This is a genomic window from Pedobacter folensis, assembly GCF_056490665.1.
The window spans coordinates 631,217-648,766 of record NZ_JBWJIF010000004.1; the positions used below are offsets into that span (position 1 = coordinate 631,217).

The following is a 17,550-nucleotide window of genomic DNA, read 5'->3' on the forward strand; positions in this document are numbered from 1 at the left end:
TACACTAACATGAAACCATTTTTACAGGAAGTTGCCGAAGATTTAGTGACCAGATTTGGAAACCAGCTGGAAAACTGTGCTATTGTTTTTAACAATAAACGGCCATCGGCTTATTTACAGAAACACTTTGCTGATATCATCGGCAAACCCTTTTTCAGTCCTTCATTTTTTACCATACAAGAATTTTTTGCCAGTTCTACCAGTTATAAAATAGCCGATTTTTACCTGCAGTTTTTCACTTTACACCGGATTTACAACCAACTGCTTGCCGAAGAACAATTAGAAAGCATTTCGAGCCATAAGTTTTTTCCACTGGCCAAGATTATCTTAAGTGATTTTAATCAGATTGATGCCGATCTGGTTGATGCAGGAAAATTATACCGCGATCTGGAAGATATATCAGTCATCAATAAAGATTTCGATTATTTAAGTCCCGAGCAGTACGAGTTTCTTTCGCAATTCTGGACCTCCTATTCTGAAGGAAAACATAAAAAACAGCAGGAATTATTCATCAAGATGTGGCGCAGGATGCCCAAACTTTACCATAAATTCCATGCAACGCTTAAAGAACAGGGATATCTAACCAATGGCTCTGTTTACCGCCACCTGGCCGACGACATTACCAATCATCAGCAATTTATTTCGAATTTTGATCAGGGCAAGATCATTTTTGTTGGTTTTAATGCCTTAAGCAGTGCCGAAGCTAAAATATTCTCCCAGCTTCAAGATGCCGATAAAGCTTTGTTTTATTTTGATGCGGATACTTATTATTTAGACGATGTATCGCAGGAAGCAGGTTTGTTCTTACGGAAAAACATCAACCAGCTTGGCCTAAAGAATGTATTTGCCGAGCAGGAGAGTTTAATGAAAACAGCTGCGCACCAGGTGAATGTTTTCAAAGTGCAGGGGCAATCGGCACAGGCCAAAATCTTAAACAATATTTTAGAGGAAGATTATACAAATGCCGAAACAGTTGGAAAAACGGTGGTGGTTTTGGCAGATGAAAGTTTGTTGATTCCAACTTTACAGACTATTCCAACAACATTTAACGGAACAGAAATCGACCTGAATGTTACTATGGGTTTTGCCCTTTCGACCTCTAGCATTTTTGGCTTGGTTGATTTATGGTTGGGCAGTCAGTTGGAAATTTTACAACGCGATAAGGTAACCTATAAAAATGTCGAGGCGTTTTTAACCCACCCCTTAACCGGTCTGACGCAGAAAATGCGCGATAAAATTTTAACCGCATTACTCGAAGAAAATGAAGTGGAGATCGACCATAAACGCTTACTGCGTCAAAGTGGATTATTTGAAGCTTTCTATAAAAAAATCGACGATCCGCAACATGTGGTAACCAATTTATTGGATGTTCTGGATTATGTGTTAACGAGATTATCGAATGCGAAAACACTAAAAAAAATCGATGCCGAACTTTTCGTAAAAACCATTCAGGAATTAAACAGATTGCACGATACTTTTAGCAACCATATTGGCAAAGAAGAAATTCCTTTTGTGATTTATTTGGTTCAAAAATCATTGCAAGCCATTGCCGTTCCGCTTTCAGGCGATCCTTTAAACGGCATCCAGGTAATGGGACTGCTCGAAACCCGAAACTTAAATTTTGATAAGGTGGTGATTTTAGGCTTCAACGAAGGCATTATCCCAAAATCATCCATCGGTAACAGTTTTATTCCCGATTCTATCCGCCGTGTTTATGGTTTACCTGTACTTGAAAACCTCGATGCCATTTCATCTTACATGGTTTACCGCCTGATGCAAAGGGCAAAGAATATCAACTTTGTTTATAACAGTTTGACCGACGAATCTACTTCAGGCGAGGCCAGCAGGATTTTAAAGCAGCTGGAATACGAAAGCGGTTTCGATTTCACCTACAATGAGCTTAATCTAGAGGTAAAAACCGAAGCTTTTAAAGAAATGCGTATCGAAAAAACAAATAACGCTTTTATTCAGGAAACCCTTCAAAAATACCTCGATAAAAAGAAAGTGATTTCACCTTCTGCGCTTACACAATACATCTCCAATCCGATCGATTTTTTCTTCAATTACATTGCCGGGATTAAAGAACCTAAGGAAGTAAGTGCTGTAGTTGAAGCCAATGAGATTGGCTCGATTCTGCACAAAGTGATGGAGTATTTTTATGAGGATCTGAAGTCTGCTGAAATTACTGCAGACCGCATTAAAGAAAAAAGGAAAAAAGTTCCATCATTGATACAGAAGGCGTTTAATGCCGTAATGTTCAACAATCCCGATAAGGTGATGGAGTATAAAGGCATGCAAAAGGTGATTTTATCCATTGTTGATGCTTATGTGAATATCATTTTAAATCAGGATGCGGCCCAAACGCCATTTACCATCATTAGCCTGGAGCAAAAAGTAGAGGCCGAAATCAGCTTCCCCTTAAATGGAAAAGAAGCCAGTATTAAAATTTTTGGTTTTATCGATCGTGTTGATGTAAAAGACGGGGTGACCAAAATAATCGACTACAAAACCGGAAGCGATAAGCTGACTTTTAAAGATATCCCTGAATTGTTCAATTCAGATGGAAAACACATCAACAAAGCTTTAATCCAAACTTTATTATACACTTATGCTTATGAACAATTCTCGGGCAGAACTTTTGTAGAGCCCAATTTATATGTAGTGAAAACCATGAGCGTAGATGGCGTTTGGTTTAAGTCTGGCAGGCAAAATCTATCAGGAGCTTATCTGGAAGAAATAAAGCCGGAATTTCTTGCTGAGTTAAGAAAAAAGTTAACCGAACTTTTCGAAGCACCTTATTTTGTAGCCAGCACTGTTGAGGATAATTACAAATATTCTATTTATAAAACTTTGTTTGGGAAATAATATTCATTGCAGTTGGCTGAAGCCAATTGCAATGAATAGCGTAAATTTTAGTTATAGGCAAATTTGTATTTCCTCGCAGTCTGTTTTAACAGACTGCAAAAATTCCTTATATTTAGATTAATCAAACCATCAATTATGTCGTATGTAAGAATTTGGGTTCACCTTGTGTTCTCAACTAAAAACCGACATCCCTATTTAACAAAAAATATCCGCTATAAAGTTCAAAAACACATTATGGATAATTGTAGAGAAAAATCTATTTTCCTACAGGCAATTAATGGATACACCGAACACATGCACTGCCTGATATCTCTGGGAAGAGAGCAAACAATTGCAAAAATAGCGCAGCTCATAAAAGGAGAATCCTCATTTTGGATCAACAAAAATATGCTAACAGACATACCTTTTATGTGGCAGGATGATTATTTTGCTGTATCCGTTAGCGAATCTGGTTTGCAAGCAGTGACCAATTATATTAAAAATCAAGAAATTCATCATGCCAAAAAATCTTTTGAATCTGAGGTCAAAGAATTTGCAGAGAAATATGGATTTACCTTAGAAAAAGAAGATCTTTAAAAATGCTTACCTTAAATTTCACAAAATTCCCGGTTCTCGAAACCGAGCGTTTAATTCTACGCGAACACGACCTTGCAGATGCCGAAGCACTTTTTGCCATGCGTACCAACGAAAATGTAATGAAATACATTGATAGGGAAAGGCCCAAAGATATTTTTGAGATCAAAGATTTTATTTCCCGTTTCAGAAATGGCTACGAAAATCGCGATAACCTGGCCTGGGTAATTGCCTTAAAAGAAAATCCTAAACAAATGATAGGATCCGTAGGTTATTGGCGCACCGATTTTGCAAACCACAGAGCCGAAATTGGTTACATGCTTCATCCCGATTACTGGCGAAAAGGAATTATTTCAGAAGCACTGAAAAAATCAATTGCATTTGGATTTGAAGACGTTAACCTACACACCATCAGTGCTAACATTAACGTAGGAAATGATGCCTCAAGGCAAATGCTGATCAAACATGGTTTTGTAAAAGAAGCACATTTTAAGCAAGATTATTATTTCAGAGGCCAGTTTCTCGATAGTGAGATTTATGGATTATTAAACCCAAATCATTAAATCCAGCTAAACATTTTTTATATTTGAGTATGTACCGTTTAGATAGAACAGCATTTAATGCACAAACTGCAAAAGAAGCCAGTAAAGCCGATCGGATTTATTATAAAAACCTATCGTGGCAAGAGCGTTTAAGAATTGCAAACTATTTAAATAGTGTAGCTTTTAACTATCCAGAAAATGACCCTCCCAAAATGGATAAATCTGTATTTTCTGTTCGAAGTAGAAGATAATGGGAAATATTTTCAATGATGATTTCCGGGAATTTATTCAGGCGCTAAATAATCATGATGTAAAATATATTCTAGTTGGTGGATATTCGGTAATTCTTCATGGATATTCCAGAACGACTGGAGATATGGATATTTGGGTGGAGAGAACTGCGGAAAATTATAGAAAGATATTCAATGCTTTTTTTCAATTCGGCATGCCAGTTTTCGATATGACAAAAGAAAATTTCCTTCATCATCCAGATTGGGAAGTCTTTAGTTTTGGAAGACCGCCAATATCAATCGATTTAATGATCCTGGTAAAAGGACTAAGTTTTGAAGAATGTTATCCGAATTCAGTTTTCTTTGAAGAAGATGGATTAAAAATAAGAACTATAAATTATCATGATCTCTTACTAGCTAAAAAGTCTTCTGCTAGAGCAAAAGACATTAATGATTTAGAAAACCTATAAGAATGAATAAAGCTACAGCACTCTTTCTCGTCTCACTAAACTAGAAGTTAAAATATATGCTGACAGTTGCATTTTAGATAACTACAGTAATCATATCCATTTTGGAGAATATATTTCGGAAAAAGCGAAAGCTTTAATACAATAAGCTTATCCAAAACACAATTACCCAATATTATTTCCCACTTCGACAGATAAACAAAAAATACAGCTTCAAAAACATCAAATAATTAGTCAGATTACCTATAATTATTACAAAACATAGGCATTATAGCCTTTGGTTTCAAAGCGATTAATAATTATATTTGCCACCGTTATTAAAATTTACAATGAGAGAAATCCAATTTAGAGAAGCACTACGCGAAGCCATGAGCGAAGAAATGCGTAAAGATGACCGCGTTTTTTTATTAGGTGAAGAAGTAGCAGAATATAACGGTGCGTACAAAGTAAGTCAGGGCATGCTTGACGAATTTGGTGCGAAACGCATTATCGATACCCCGATTGCCGAATTAGGTTTCGCAGGTATTGCAACTGGTGCAGCAACAGCAGGCCTTATTCCAATTGTGGAATTCATGACCTTTAACTTCTCATTAGTAGCTATCGATCAGATTATCAACGGTGCTGCTAAAATTTTATCAATGAGCGGTGGTCAGTTCTCATGCCCAATGGTTTTCCGTGGCCCAACAGGTAACGCAGGTCAGTTAGGTGCACAACACTCTCAAAACTTCGAAAACTGGTTTGCAAACACACCAGGATTAAAAGTGGTAGTTCCAGCTACTCCTTACGATGCAAAAGGATTATTAAAACAATCAATTATAGATCAGGATCCGGTTATTTTCATGGAGTCTGAGGTAATGTACGGCGATAAAGGCGATGTTCCTGCTGAAGAGTATTACATCGAATTAGGAAAAGCAAACGTAACCAAACAAGGTACTGATGTAACTATTGTTACTTTCGGTAAAATGTTAACACGCGTTGTAAACCCGGCTGTAGAAGAATTAACGAAAGAAGGAATCAATGTTGAGGTGATCGATTTACGTACTGTACGTCCTATCGATTACGATACCATTATCGCTTCTGTTAAGAAAACCAACCGTTTGGTTGTGGTAGAAGAGGCCTGGCCTTTGGCATCTCTTTCTGGAGAAATTGCCTTCATGGTTCAAAAACATGCATTCGATTATTTAGATGCACCAGTTTTACGTATCACTTGTGCCGATGTTCCACTTCCATACTCTCCAACTTTAATCGCAGCAAGCTTACCAAATGCTGAGCGCGTAGTTAAAGCGGTAAAAGAAGTAATGTACGTTAAAAAGTAATTACAAATTATTAGTCTGAGCTTAGGCAAAGACCAAAAGATATAAATCCCCCAAAGCAATTTGGGGGATTTTTTTATTCCTCCATTTCCGTGCCCTCCGTGTTTCCGTGGCAAATATTTGAAAATCAATGTCAGCAATTCTCCGGTTCCAGCAGCCCCGCTATCCATTGCAATCTTTTTGGCAAGTTACCTGCTCCATTTATTGTTATTGCGGGTAGGGATGACGAAGCAATCTTCTCCTGTAGAACGCATCAAAAAGTATTTTCATTCCTGTCGGGTTTAGTTAACCTAAGGCCTATACAAGAAACCCAATTCAGCTTCTTGCTCAAACCAAAAACCTTCAGATAATTTTTATATTCGTGGCATAAAGAATCTATATTCATGCCTGATAATTACATAGCCGACCAAACATTCGAAAAAGCCGATTTTACCTTACGGACACTCCCAAAAGCAGAATACGAAAACTGTAAATTCACTAACTGTGATTTTTCAAGCGCTGATTTAAGTGGTGTAAAATTTTTAGACTGCAAATTTATCTCCTGTAATTTAAGTCTGGCAAGCCTTACCAAAACCTCATTTATTGATGTAAACTTTCAGGATTGCAAAATGCTGGGATTGAGGTTCGATAACTGTAACGATTTTGGACTGGCATTTTCTTTTGGCAATTGTAAACTGGATCATTCTTCTTTCTACAAACTAAAACTGAAGAAAACGGATTTCAAAAATTCACAATTACATGAAGTCGACTTTTCAGAAAGCGATTTAGCTAATTCAACTTTCGACAATTGTGATTTATTAAATGCTACCTTCGACAGGACTATTCTCGAAAAGGCCGATTTTAGAACAGCTTATCATTACTCCATCGATCCGGATAATAACAGGATCAAAAAGGCAAGATTTTCAAAATCCGGGCTTGCCGGGCTATTGCACAAATACGATATCCAGATCAGTGAATAGGTTTTTAAGAAATTTTGTAAATTCAGCTTACAAAACTACAGACCATGGAACAGCCCAAACCAGAAAACATTGACCAGTATATTGCCAATTTCCCGGTAGAAACACAGAAATTGCTACAGCAAATCCGCGAAACGATCCACCAAGCTGTACCAGAAGCCAAAGAAGTAATCAGTTATGGGATGCCCGCCTTCAAACGGAACACCGTATTGGTTTATTTTGCCGGTTATGCTAAACACATCGGTTTTTATCCAACCGGCTCAGGAATCGAGGCATTTAAAGAAGAGTTTGCCCAGTACAAATGGAGTAAGGGAGCTGTACAGTTTCCTTTAGATAAACCTTTGCCGCTAGATCTGATTACCAGAATCACCAGGTTTAAAGCAGAAAGAGATTTGGAGAAAGTCAAAAAGAAGAAATCATAACGCTTCTGGTATTTTCATCCGGGTAGATGATGTGTGGATTATGGAAAGCAGCTCAAAAAAGCATCAGTCTAGTAAACCATTCTAAAAAACGTTAGCCTAATGAAAAAAATACTTTTACTCCTACTTCTCTTTATCTCTGCCAAATCATTTTGCCAAAAAGCAACAGTTGTAGAAATTGAAACACTTTCGAAACCAACCAAGCTGATTCCTGTTGTTCCCAATCAGGAAATACTTAAAATGCTTAAGGCAGATCTTGAAAAAAATGTAGAAAATTTGCCCGATAGTTTAGTTTATTATGGAGAACATCCTTTTTTAACGGGCATTTTAAATTCTTATATCGATCATAGGCCATTTGTTATTTCCCCTGATATTTTCTGGTTGCTGATTAGTCAGGGTTTTGCCCGGCATGTTACACAAAATGCCGAAGAGTTAAGATCACAGATGGTTGACTTTGAAGGCAGGAAGACCTTAACCGTTGTTTCAGACAAAATTATGCTTGGTAATCCCAAATCAGATTGGGCTTCAATTTTTCCGCAGTTTAACGAGCAGATTAACGATTATACAGGAAAAAAATTAGTCGGCATTTTAACTTCCGATTTCACCACTACCACACCCACCTCGAAAGTGGTGAGCCAGGTTACGATTATGGAAACCGTAAAATCTTATTTTGAATTTAAGGTAATTATAATAGGTTGTGGAATCCCGAAAATCACCATCGAAGGCACAACTCAGGATTGGAAGAAATTACTGGAGAAAACAAAATACCTGTCTCAGTATAAATTAGAATGGTGGACAAACGAACTTATCCCAATTATCGAAGAAATCATAGCGGCTAAAAAAGGAAAAGTAAATAAAGATTTCTGGATGAATATGGTAAAATACCATACCGAAAAGAAATATGGAACGGTAAATACAATCGACGGCTGGATTGTAAAGTTCTTTCCTTATACCAAAGAAGGAAACAAAACAGGTTTAAAACCAATTACCAGCGTAAACAATCTGGCTTCGGAGATTGTAAAAGTTCCTTTTATTCTGGAAGACGCACAGCACCAATCAAAGCACAATATGGAAATCTGGGCTGGATTTATCGGTTTATCCCAAAACAACAAAAATTTCACTATGAAACCGGAGATGAGCTGGGCAATAGTTAATAAAGACAGTGCACCATCTGAAACTTTCGTTTTCGGCAATAAAACCAGCGCTGATGATCTTTCAATGAGTAATATTAGCGAAATTCCAAAAGAACTCTATGCATTAAAAAGCATAGGCACATTGAGGATCAAGTTCACAAAAGATATTGCGATTCCTGATGAACTAGGTAAAATCCAAATCAGAAGATTAGAACTTACCGGACAGATTACAGCGGTTGAAAAGCAAAGACTTATAAAACTTTTCCCTAACAATTGGCTGATCATAAATGGAAGAATGATCGAACGCTGATGAATATAATCATTGCTTTTTTTCAAAAACTTACTCACAAATTTTCGTGGAAAACTTCGTGCTAAAAATCATTAAATCCCGCAAATCCTGATTAGCTTTGCTTCCTTTAATTTTTACCTTTAGGATATGTTAACCCACCATAAAATAATTGCAGCCGAATTAAAAGTTGCAGAAAAACAAGTAACGGCAACCATAAATCTGTTAGATGAAGGTGCAACTGTACCCTTTATTTCACGTTATCGTAAAGAAGCAACTGGTAGCTTAGATGAGGTTGAAGTGGCTGCAATACGCGATCGGGTTTTGCAATTGCGCGATTTAGACAAGCGCCGGGAAGCGATTTTGAAATCGATGACCGAGCTTGGCAAGTTAACACCTGAACTGGAAAAAAAGATTAACGAAGCAGAAACCATTTCACTTTTAGAAGATATTTACCTGCCGTTTAAGCCTAAACGTAAAACTCGTGCATCGGTAGCAAAAGAGAAAGGATTAGAACCTTTAGCCTTACAGATATTTGAACAGCATGCTTTTGATTTAGAGGCATCGGCAGATAAATTTATCGATGCAGAGAAAGGTGTAAATTCGCTTGACGAAGCTTTAGCAGGCGCAAGGGATATCATTGCCGAAATGATTTCTGAAAATGTGGAGGCACGGACCAAAATGCGGACTTATTTTCAGGAAAAAGCGACTTTTAAATCAGAAGTGATCAAAGGAAAAGAGGAAGAAGGCATTAAATATAAAGATTACTTCGAATGGAACGAACCGGTTAAAACAGCTGCATCGCACCGTGTTTTGGCTATGCGTCGTGGCGAAAAAGAACTGATTTTAAGATTAGATGCACTTCCACCTGCAGAAGATGCCATTGCTATTTTAGAAAACCAGTTTATTTTAGGCAATAATGCGGCTTCAAAGCAGGTCCAGCAGGCTTTAGAAGATGGCTACAAACGTTTATTGGAACCAGCAATGGAAACCGAACTTCGTGTTTTCACCAAGCAAAAAGCGGATGAAGAAGCCATCCGTGTATTTGCTGAAAATGCACGTCAACTGTTATTGGCAGCGCCAATGGGACAAAAGAATGTATTGGCTATCGATCCCGGTTTCCGTACAGGCTGCAAAGTGGTTTGTTTAGATAAACAAGGTCAGTTGTTAGAAAATACGGCAATTTACCCGCATACCGGACAAGGAAATGTGAAAAATGCCGAATTTACCATTCAGCAGCTTTGCGAGAAACACAACGTTGAAGCCATTGCCATTGGTAATGGTACTGCAGGAAGAGAAACTGAAGCTTTTGTTCGTGCGTTGAATTTACCGCACATCACCATTGTAATGGTTAACGAAAGTGGCGCTTCGATTTATTCGGCATCGGAAGTAGCCAGGGAAGAATTCCCCACACAGGATATTACCGTACGTGGAGCCGTTTCAATTGGTCGCCGTTTAATGGATCCATTGGCTGAACTAGTAAAAATCGATCCGAAATCTATCGGTGTTGGTCAATATCAGCACGATGTTGATCAGAATAAATTACAGGCAAGCTTGGATGATACCGTTATCAGTGCAGTAAACGCTGTTGGTGTAGAATTAAACACTGCCTCAAAGCAGATTTTAGCCTATGTTTCTGGCTTAGGACCAACATTAGCGCAGAATATTGTTGATTATAGAAATACACATGGTGCTTTTAAAAACCGTGAAAGCCTGAAAAAAGTGCCTCGTTTGGGCGATAAAGCTTACGAGCAGGCAGCAGGTTTCTTACGCATCCGCAATGCAGAAAATGTTTTGGATACCAGCGGTGTTCACCCTGAGCGTTACGCCGTAGTAGATAAAATGGCAAAGGATCTCGGCACTACCGTTTCTGCTTTAATGAAGGATACGCAATTGCAAAAACAGATTAAACCACAGCAATATGTAACAGATGAAATCGGTTTGCCAACACTAACGGATATTTTAAAAGAACTGGCAAAACCTGGTCGCGATCCACGTGAACAGTTTGAAGCTTTTAGCTTTACCGATGGGGTAAACGAGATTTCAGATTTAAGGGTGGGCATGAAACTCCCTGGAATTGTAACCAACATTACCAACTTCGGTGCCTTTGTTGATATCGGCGTACACCAGGATGGCCTGGTTCACACCAGTCAGCTGGCAAACCGTTTTGTGGCTAACCCAAATGATGTAGTAAAAGTTCATCAAAAGGTAGAAGTTACCGTAATGGAAGTTGATGCAGCGCGTAAAAGAATTTCGCTTTCAATGAAAACTGAAGTTAGTCCGAAGTCTGAAGTCCGCAGTCGGGAGTCTAAAGAACATAAGCCCAAGCAAGAATACAAACCCAATAACAGCAAGCCTAATTTTAAACCACGTAATGAACCAAAAGATGCTGATGGCGATTTGCAAGAGAAATTGGCAAAACTGAAAGGCATGTTTAAATAATTTCGGGCAATTCTCATACTGAGCCTGTCGAAGTATTTAGGGAGTCTTCGACAGGCTCAGACTGACATGTAATTACTATTTCTCAAACTCCAATCTCTTCTTCGGTAAACTTTCAGGATAATTTGTTTGAATAAACGAAATCATAGCTTCCCTTACATGGCAACGTAAATCGAAAGCCCTTGAAGAACTAGAAGCGCTCATCAGAAATCGGACTTCGATGGCACCATCTTTTGTACTATCGGTAACCTGTACCACATTTACACGTTTGTCCCAAAGTGGATTCGCATTCAATAACCTGGTTAATTCTTGTCGCAATGGCTCAATCGGGATGGCATAATCAAGATATAAAAAAACCGTTCCAAGCAGATCAGCAGAAACACGGGTCCAGTTTTGAAATGGTTTTTCAATAAAATAGGTAATCGGCAAGATCAACCGTCGTTGATCCCAGATATTAACCACCACATAGGTTAAAGTAATTTCTTCGACTTTTCCCCATTCGCCTTCCACAATTACAACATCATCAATTCTGATCGGCTGGGTAAAGGCAATCTGAAAGCCTGCCAATAAATTTCCAAGGGATTTCTGCGCTGCAAAACCAATGATAATCCCACCTATACCAACTCCCGTAAGTAAGCCAGCCCCGATTTTACGCATGCTTTCAAAACTCAATAAAATAATAGCAGCAGTAATTAAAATAATAAGCGAAACAATAAATTTTCGAACAAACTGCAACTGCGTTCTGATTTTACGTTCCTTTAGGTTATTTTCTTTGTTTAGGTCATATTTCAGGTAGAGATAATCTTCCAAAACGTTAATTGCCCTCACCAAAATAAGTGCAAAAGTAACCGTAAGTGCAATTTCCAATATCTTGGTTATTGGAAGACGATATGTTGGCGCCATCTCCATCAGCGTTAACGAGAAGTTAAGGAACAATAGGGGAATAAAAATAGCTACAGGTCTCCTCAAATGCTTCACTGTCGATTTTATAATGATAAAATCCCACCATCGCGAAAGCAGGATGAAAGTTTTGTGAATGATAAACTTGATTAAAATGCCAAGAGATACCGCTATTAATCCAATGATGAGATTCTTAAAAAACAAAGGAATTGGATAACCGAAAATCTGGTCGATATACTGCATAAACGAAATCTGTGGTTAATAAATACGGCGATCACCTAATGGATATTCTTATAACAGCCATATTTTTGGATTGTTTGCCAACAGGAAACCACTAGCCCCAAATAATTATTTACATTAGCATTTTGTAAATCTTCAAAAAGGAAAGGATGGATTTTTTCGATGCGCATACTATATTTTTTACTGTCCTTGGCTATAAAATGAGCTATCTGGAATTCTTCGCGGTAATTACGGGGATTATTTCGGTTGTTCTTTCGGCAAAAGCAAGCATCTGGAGCTGGCCTGCAGGTATTGTTAATGTATTCTTATCAGCCTTTTTATACTACCAAAGCCAGCTTTACCCCGATATGTTTCTGATGGTTTTCTTTTTTGTAACCAACATAATGGGCTGGTGGCGATGGGCGAATCCAAAACCTGAAGAAGAGGACAAAAACAAAGAACTTAAAATTAGTTTTATGCCGATAAAACAGTTTCTAATATTATTGGTTATTGGCATTGTTGGTACGTTACTGATGGGTACACTAGCCAGTCAGCTCCACAATTGGCTTCCAATGTTATTTAACTTACCAAGTGCTTATCCTTTTGTCGATTCGTTTATTTTTGTAATGAGCGTAATCACCACTTTTCTAATGATCCAGAAAAGGATAGAATGCTGGATTATCTGGCTGATCATCGATGTAGTGGCTACTTATCTATATTTTTTAAAAGGCATCAAATTTATGGGAGTAGAATATTTAATTTTTACCGTTATTGCTGCATTTGCGTTGTGGCATTGGATAAAAGAGTATAAAAGCTATTCTAAACCAGCATGAAAAGAGGTTTAGTGATTGGCAAATTTATGCCTATCCATAACGGGCATATTGCGTTGATTAATTTCGCTGCCTCACAATGTGATGAGTTGATTGTTTCGATGAGTTTTACACCTGCTGACAAGATTGATCCGGCTGTGCGTTTCAAATGGATCAAGGAAATATTTAAGGATCAGCCCAACATAAAACCCGCCATCATTGCGGATGATTTTGATGATGAAACCCTAGCCTTGCAAGATCGGACAAATATCTGGGCGATTAGAATGAAAGAAGTATATCCAAAGATCGACATGCTTTTTAGCTCTGAATTTTACGGAGAACCTTTTGCTTTTAATTTAGATGCTGAACATATTTTGTTTGACGAACCAAGAAAATTTATCCCCGTTTCCGCAACTTTAATCAGAACAAACCCATTCCAATACTGGGAATTTATCCCAAAAGAAGTACGCCCGTTTTTTGTAAAGAAGATTTGTTTCTATGGACCAGAAAGTACGGGTAAATCAACCATGGCCGAAAAAATGGCTTTGCACTACCAAACTACCTTTGTTCCTGAAGTTGCACGCGAATTAATCACATCGAACGATATTACCCTTGATGACATCATCAAAATTGGGACAGCACAAACCGAAAGGGTAAAAGAAAAAGCCAGCATGGCCAATAAGGTTGTTTTTTGTGATACCGATCTGATTACCACAAAAATTTATTCGCAATATTACCTGAACGAAGTTCCACAGATCCTGAATGATCTGGAAAACGAAATCCGCTACGATTTATATTTCCTATTGGATATTGATGTAGAATGGGTAGCTGATCACCTCCGCGATTTTGGAGACCAGCGCTTAGAAATGTTTAACCTATTTAAAGGCGAGCTAGAAAAACGTGGGATAAACTATATTCAGATCAGTGGAAATTATGCAGAACGTGAAGAGAAGATTAAAAAAATTATAGATTTACTATTGGTGTAAATAAATCAATTTTTGTATCTTCAAGTCAAATCCAAAAATGATATGACAGCGAAACAAATGCTTCCTATCATCCCTGACAATACTGTAGTTAATAAAATTTACGAGCTAAGAGGCCTTAAAGTAATGCTTGATAGCGATCTGGCCGAACTTTATGGTGTAGAAACTAAACGCCTTAATGAGCAAGTTGGTAGAAATCCAGATAGATTTCCAGAAGATTTCATGTTTCAACTAACTGATGAAGAGTGGTTAAACTTGAAGTCGCAAATTGCGACCTCAAAAAATGGAAGAGGTGGAAGAACCTATTTACCTAATGTTTTTACCGAACATGGTGTGCTTATGCTGTCGAGTGTTTTAAACAGTAAGCAGGCTATTCAGGTAAATATCCAAATTGTAAGGATTTTCTCTCGTATTCGTCAATTTATTATAGATAATGGTGAACTCAAATTGGAAATCGCCGAAATCAAAAGAAAAGTAGATAACCATGATAAAAACATCGAACTGGTTTTTAGTTATCTTGATCAACTAATCGATAAGAAAATAGGACCGAGAAAAAGGATTGGCTATATGCCTGATGATTTATAGATTATTTAACCACAACGATTTTAATCACATGTATATGTAAAATTATAATCAGTATTACGGGTAACATATGCATCGATACCAACAACTTCAATTGATTTGAGCTTATCCAGTTCTTTTGTATAGGACAATGAATAGTTATTTTTGTCCAAATAGTTATATTTTAATGCTTCAGCCGTTACATTTACACCCTTGAGTCTATTTCTACTTGTTACACCAAAAAAAGATGCAGCTGGAAGCAATGACGGTTTCGGGCAGATATATGAAATCGGATTAGTATCGTAAATGACGTCAACGGCATCCTCATCCAAATCATATACAAACTCGTAAGTGAGCGATCGTTCTCCTGGTGCATTAGGCTCATTCCTTACCTTTACTAAATTGCCATTAGCATAAGTAAAACTATACTTCTCAAATTGCGAAACGGTCGCAGTCGCAATTTGCCCATCGTCATTATAAGTAAATTCAAAACTTTGAGCAAATCCAAATTTGGCTTTTACTATCCTATTCTTCGCATCTAAAATATAAATATAATTACCATAGCGCTTAGTTATAATCGTAACGGTGTCTTTTGTATATTTCACTGTAAAATTAGATACTCCGCCTGTATCAGATGAAGACGTAAGGCTTTTGAGGTTGCCCGAATCATCGTAATCCAGATTGGAATTATTATAAAATGGACCGCTAACTGTATTATTGAATTGACCAGTGGTAGAACTTCTTATAGCAGTTACTCTACAATTGTTTAATGAATTATCACTCTTCTTACAGGATTGAAAAAATAAACTAACAGTTATTGAGGCGAGAATAAAGTACTTCATTTGAGATGATTAATTAATTTGTTCAGCGCCCTAAATATATGATTTCTTTATAACTTAGAATCGAGGTTTTGAAAACATTATGCTTCAGACTAATAATTTATTTAACACAACTATTTGATAATAAAAGTATTCTATCTATCTTTGCAGTCCCAAATTTAATGGGAATAATAAATTGTTTAATAAATTAAATACAAGCAAGTGAATACGTTAAGTTACAAAACTGTCTCGGCCAATGCGAAAACTGTTAACAAACAGTGGATTGTTGTTGATGCGCAAGGCGAGATTTTGGGGCGCTTGTCATCGAAGATCGCTATGATCATCCGTGGTAAAAACAAGCCTGAGTACACCCCACACGTAGATTGCGGCGATAACGTAATTGTTATCAATGCAGACAAGGTTAAATTGACAGGAAACAAATTCAGCGAAAAGCAATATGTTTCTTACACTGGTTATCCAGGTGGTCAACGTTTTATTTCTCCTAAGGAGTTAATGGCGAAACACCCTCAACGTGTAATCGAGAAAGCGGTACGTGGTATGTTACCGAAAACTAAATTGGGTAAAAAATTATACACCAATCTTTTTGTGTATGCTGGTGAAACTCACCCTCATGCAGCTCAATCTCCAAAAACCATTAAACTTTAAGAAATGTCAGTTACTAACACTTCAGGAAGAAGAAAAACAGCTGTTGCACGTATCTACTTAAAAGATGGTGCTGGCGCAATTACCGTTAACGGTAAAGATCACAAAGTATATTTCCCAACTTTACCATTGCAATATATCGTAAACCAAAGTTTAGAAGTTTCTGAACTTGTAGGTCGTTATGATATCACTGTAAATGTACAAGGTGGTGGAGTAAAAGGACAAGCAGAAGCTGTTCGTTTAGCTATTGCTAAAGCGATTGTTGAACTAGATGCGGAGAAAAAACCTGCATTACGTGCTAAAGGCCTAATGACGCGTGATATGCGTATGGTTGAGCGTAAAAAACCAGGACGTGCTAAAGCTCGTAAGAAATTCCAATTCAGTAAACGTTAATCACAGGAGGCAAAGACAATGGCAAGAACAACTTATCAAGACTTATTGGATGCAGGTGTACACTTTGGTCACCTTACCCGTAAATGGAATCCAAAAATGGCTCCTTACATTTTCATGGAGCGTAATGGAATTCACATTATAGATTTAAATAAAACTTTAACTAAAACTGAAGAAGCTGCGGCTGCGATTAAACAAATCGTAAAATCAGGACGTAAAGTATTATTTGTTTCAACAAAAAAACAAGCAAAAGGAATCGTAGCTGAACAAGCTAAAAAAGTAAACATGCCTTTCGTAACCGAGCGTTGGTTAGGTGGTATGTTAACCAACTTTGCTACTGTTCGTAAGTCAATCAAAAAGATGTCTAACATCGATAAAATGACTAAAGACGGTACTTATTCGATCTTATCTAAAAAAGAGCGTTTAATGATTCAACGTGAGCGTATTAAATTAGAATCACTTTTAGGTGGTATTGCTGATTTAAACCGTTTACCTGCAGCTTTATTCTTAATTGATGTTAAGAAAGAACACATTGCAGTTACTGAAGCGTTAAAATTAAACATCCCTACTTTTGCGATGGTTGATACTAACTCTGATCCATCTAACATCGATTTCCCTATCCCGGCGAATGATGATGCTACAAAATCAATCTCTTTAATTACTGATGTAATTATCAAAGCTATTGAAGAAGGTTTAGACGAGCGTAAACGCGAAAAAGATGATGAGGCTGAAAAAGAAGCAGTAGCTGCTAAAGCTGCAGCTGATGCTCCAGAAGCAAAAGAGCCAAGACGTAAAAAAGCTGCTGAGGCAGAAGTTGAAGCGTCAGCATCAGAAGAAACTAAAACAGAAGAATAGTAATATTTTTTAATTGCAGGTTACTGGTTTCAGGTTTTAAGTTGGCTTAACATGAGTTTAACTTGGCGCTTGTAACTTGTAACCTGTAATTGTTATAACAAGATTGTAAAATTTAAAAAAGGAAATAAA

At 37.4% G+C, this 17,550-nt stretch carries 18 protein-coding genes; 16 read left to right on the plus strand and 2 right to left on the minus strand.

What is annotated here, in order from left to right:
* Window positions 1-9 precede the first annotated feature (9 nt).
* The 10 genes from AC04QZ_RS22310 to AC04QZ_RS22355 all read left to right on the plus strand — a co-directional run bounded on the left by AC04QZ_RS22310 (window position 10) and on the right by AC04QZ_RS22355 (window position 11,226).
* Window positions 10-2,865 carry a PD-(D/E)XK nuclease family protein gene (locus AC04QZ_RS22310; RefSeq protein ID WP_478359534.1) on the plus strand — a complete coding sequence of 952 codons (2,856 nt, stop codon included), beginning with the start codon at window positions 10-12 and terminating at the stop codon, window positions 2,863-2,865.
* Window positions 2,866-3,000: 135 nt separating this feature from the next.
* Complete coding sequence (gene tnpA, locus AC04QZ_RS22315; protein ID WP_086548065.1) at window positions 3,001-3,441, plus strand: IS200/IS605 family transposase; 441 nt, start codon at window positions 3,001-3,003, stop codon at window positions 3,439-3,441.
* Between the two features lie 2 nt (window positions 3,442-3,443).
* Entirely contained in the window at window positions 3,444-4,001 is a 558-nt protein-coding gene (locus AC04QZ_RS22320; RefSeq protein WP_478359535.1) for a GNAT family N-acetyltransferase, read from the plus strand.
* A 29-nt stretch (window positions 4,002-4,030) separates the two neighbouring features.
* On the plus strand, window positions 4,031-4,231 hold the full coding sequence (locus tag AC04QZ_RS22325; protein ID WP_086548067.1) for a hypothetical protein: 201 nt from the start codon (window positions 4,031-4,033) through the stop codon (window positions 4,229-4,231).
* A complete protein-coding gene (locus tag AC04QZ_RS22330; protein WP_086548068.1) occupies window positions 4,231-4,680 on the plus strand; it encodes a nucleotidyltransferase in 450 nt (149 codons plus the stop codon). The genes AC04QZ_RS22325 and AC04QZ_RS22330 overlap by 1 nt, the downstream gene beginning before the upstream one ends.
* Window positions 4,681-5,006: 326 nt before the next feature.
* Entirely contained in the window at window positions 5,007-5,993 is a 987-nt protein-coding gene (locus AC04QZ_RS22335) for a pyruvate dehydrogenase complex E1 component subunit beta (RefSeq protein ID WP_029275017.1), read from the plus strand.
* 380 nt (window positions 5,994-6,373) lie between these two features.
* Window positions 6,374-6,949: a pentapeptide repeat-containing protein gene (locus AC04QZ_RS22340; RefSeq protein WP_478359536.1), complete on the plus strand. Its 576-nt coding sequence runs from the start codon at window positions 6,374-6,376 to the stop codon at window positions 6,947-6,949.
* A 44-nt stretch (window positions 6,950-6,993) separates the two neighbouring features.
* The gene (locus AC04QZ_RS22345) at window positions 6,994-7,368 is read left to right on the plus strand and encodes an iron chaperone (protein WP_086548070.1); all 375 of its coding nucleotides are present in this window, start codon (window positions 6,994-6,996) and stop codon (window positions 7,366-7,368) included.
* 99 nt (window positions 7,369-7,467) lie between these two features.
* Window positions 7,468-8,808 (plus strand): DUF4419 domain-containing protein, encoded by a 1,341-nt coding sequence (locus AC04QZ_RS22350; protein ID WP_478359537.1) that lies wholly within the window; start codon window positions 7,468-7,470, stop codon window positions 8,806-8,808.
* Between the two features lie 126 nt (window positions 8,809-8,934).
* Window positions 8,935-11,226 carry a Tex family protein gene (locus AC04QZ_RS22355; protein ID WP_478359538.1) on the plus strand — a complete coding sequence of 764 codons (2,292 nt, stop codon included), beginning with the start codon at window positions 8,935-8,937 and terminating at the stop codon, window positions 11,224-11,226.
* Window positions 11,227-11,301: 75 nt separating this feature from the next.
* On the opposite strand, the gene AC04QZ_RS22360 is transcribed toward AC04QZ_RS22355, so the two are convergent.
* Entirely contained in the window at window positions 11,302-12,366 is a 1,065-nt protein-coding gene (locus AC04QZ_RS22360) for a mechanosensitive ion channel family protein (RefSeq protein WP_478359539.1), read from the minus strand.
* Between the two features lie 146 nt (window positions 12,367-12,512).
* Between AC04QZ_RS22360 and pnuC the strand changes: the two genes are divergently transcribed.
* The 3 genes from pnuC to AC04QZ_RS22375 are packed head-to-tail and all read left to right on the plus strand — an operon-like array spanning window position 12,513 to window position 14,719.
* Window positions 12,513-13,175, plus strand: a complete 663-nt coding sequence (gene pnuC, locus AC04QZ_RS22365; RefSeq protein ID WP_478359540.1) for a nicotinamide riboside transporter PnuC — start codon at window positions 12,513-12,515, stop codon at window positions 13,173-13,175.
* Window positions 13,172-14,137, plus strand: a complete 966-nt coding sequence (locus AC04QZ_RS22370) for an AAA family ATPase (protein ID WP_478359541.1) — start codon at window positions 13,172-13,174, stop codon at window positions 14,135-14,137. The genes pnuC and AC04QZ_RS22370 overlap by 4 nt, the downstream gene beginning before the upstream one ends.
* Window positions 14,138-14,179: 42 nt before the next feature.
* Window positions 14,180-14,719, plus strand: coding sequence for an ORF6N domain-containing protein (locus tag AC04QZ_RS22375; protein ID WP_478359542.1), 540 nt, complete (start codon window positions 14,180-14,182; stop codon window positions 14,717-14,719).
* A gap of 20 nt (window positions 14,720-14,739) precedes the next feature.
* On the opposite strand, the gene AC04QZ_RS22380 is transcribed toward AC04QZ_RS22375, so the two are convergent.
* Window positions 14,740-15,537 carry a hypothetical protein gene (locus tag AC04QZ_RS22380; RefSeq protein ID WP_478359543.1) on the minus strand — a complete coding sequence of 266 codons (798 nt, stop codon included), beginning with the start codon at window positions 15,535-15,537 and terminating at the stop codon, window positions 14,740-14,742.
* A gap of 198 nt (window positions 15,538-15,735) precedes the next feature.
* Between AC04QZ_RS22380 and rplM the strand changes: the two genes are divergently transcribed.
* Genes rplM through rpsB form a run of 3 tightly spaced genes read left to right on the plus strand, consistent with a single transcriptional unit; the run spans window position 15,736 to window position 17,421 of the window.
* On the plus strand, window positions 15,736-16,179 hold the full coding sequence (rplM, locus tag AC04QZ_RS22385) for a 50S ribosomal protein L13 (RefSeq protein WP_010602007.1): 444 nt from the start codon (window positions 15,736-15,738) through the stop codon (window positions 16,177-16,179).
* A gap of 3 nt (window positions 16,180-16,182) precedes the next feature.
* Complete coding sequence (rpsI, locus tag AC04QZ_RS22390; RefSeq protein ID WP_029279076.1) at window positions 16,183-16,569, plus strand: 30S ribosomal protein S9; 387 nt, start codon at window positions 16,183-16,185, stop codon at window positions 16,567-16,569.
* Window positions 16,570-16,587: 18 nt separating this feature from the next.
* Window positions 16,588-17,421: a 30S ribosomal protein S2 gene (rpsB, locus tag AC04QZ_RS22395; RefSeq protein WP_057931874.1), complete on the plus strand. Its 834-nt coding sequence runs from the start codon at window positions 16,588-16,590 to the stop codon at window positions 17,419-17,421.
* Window positions 17,422-17,550: the final 129 nt, after the last annotated feature.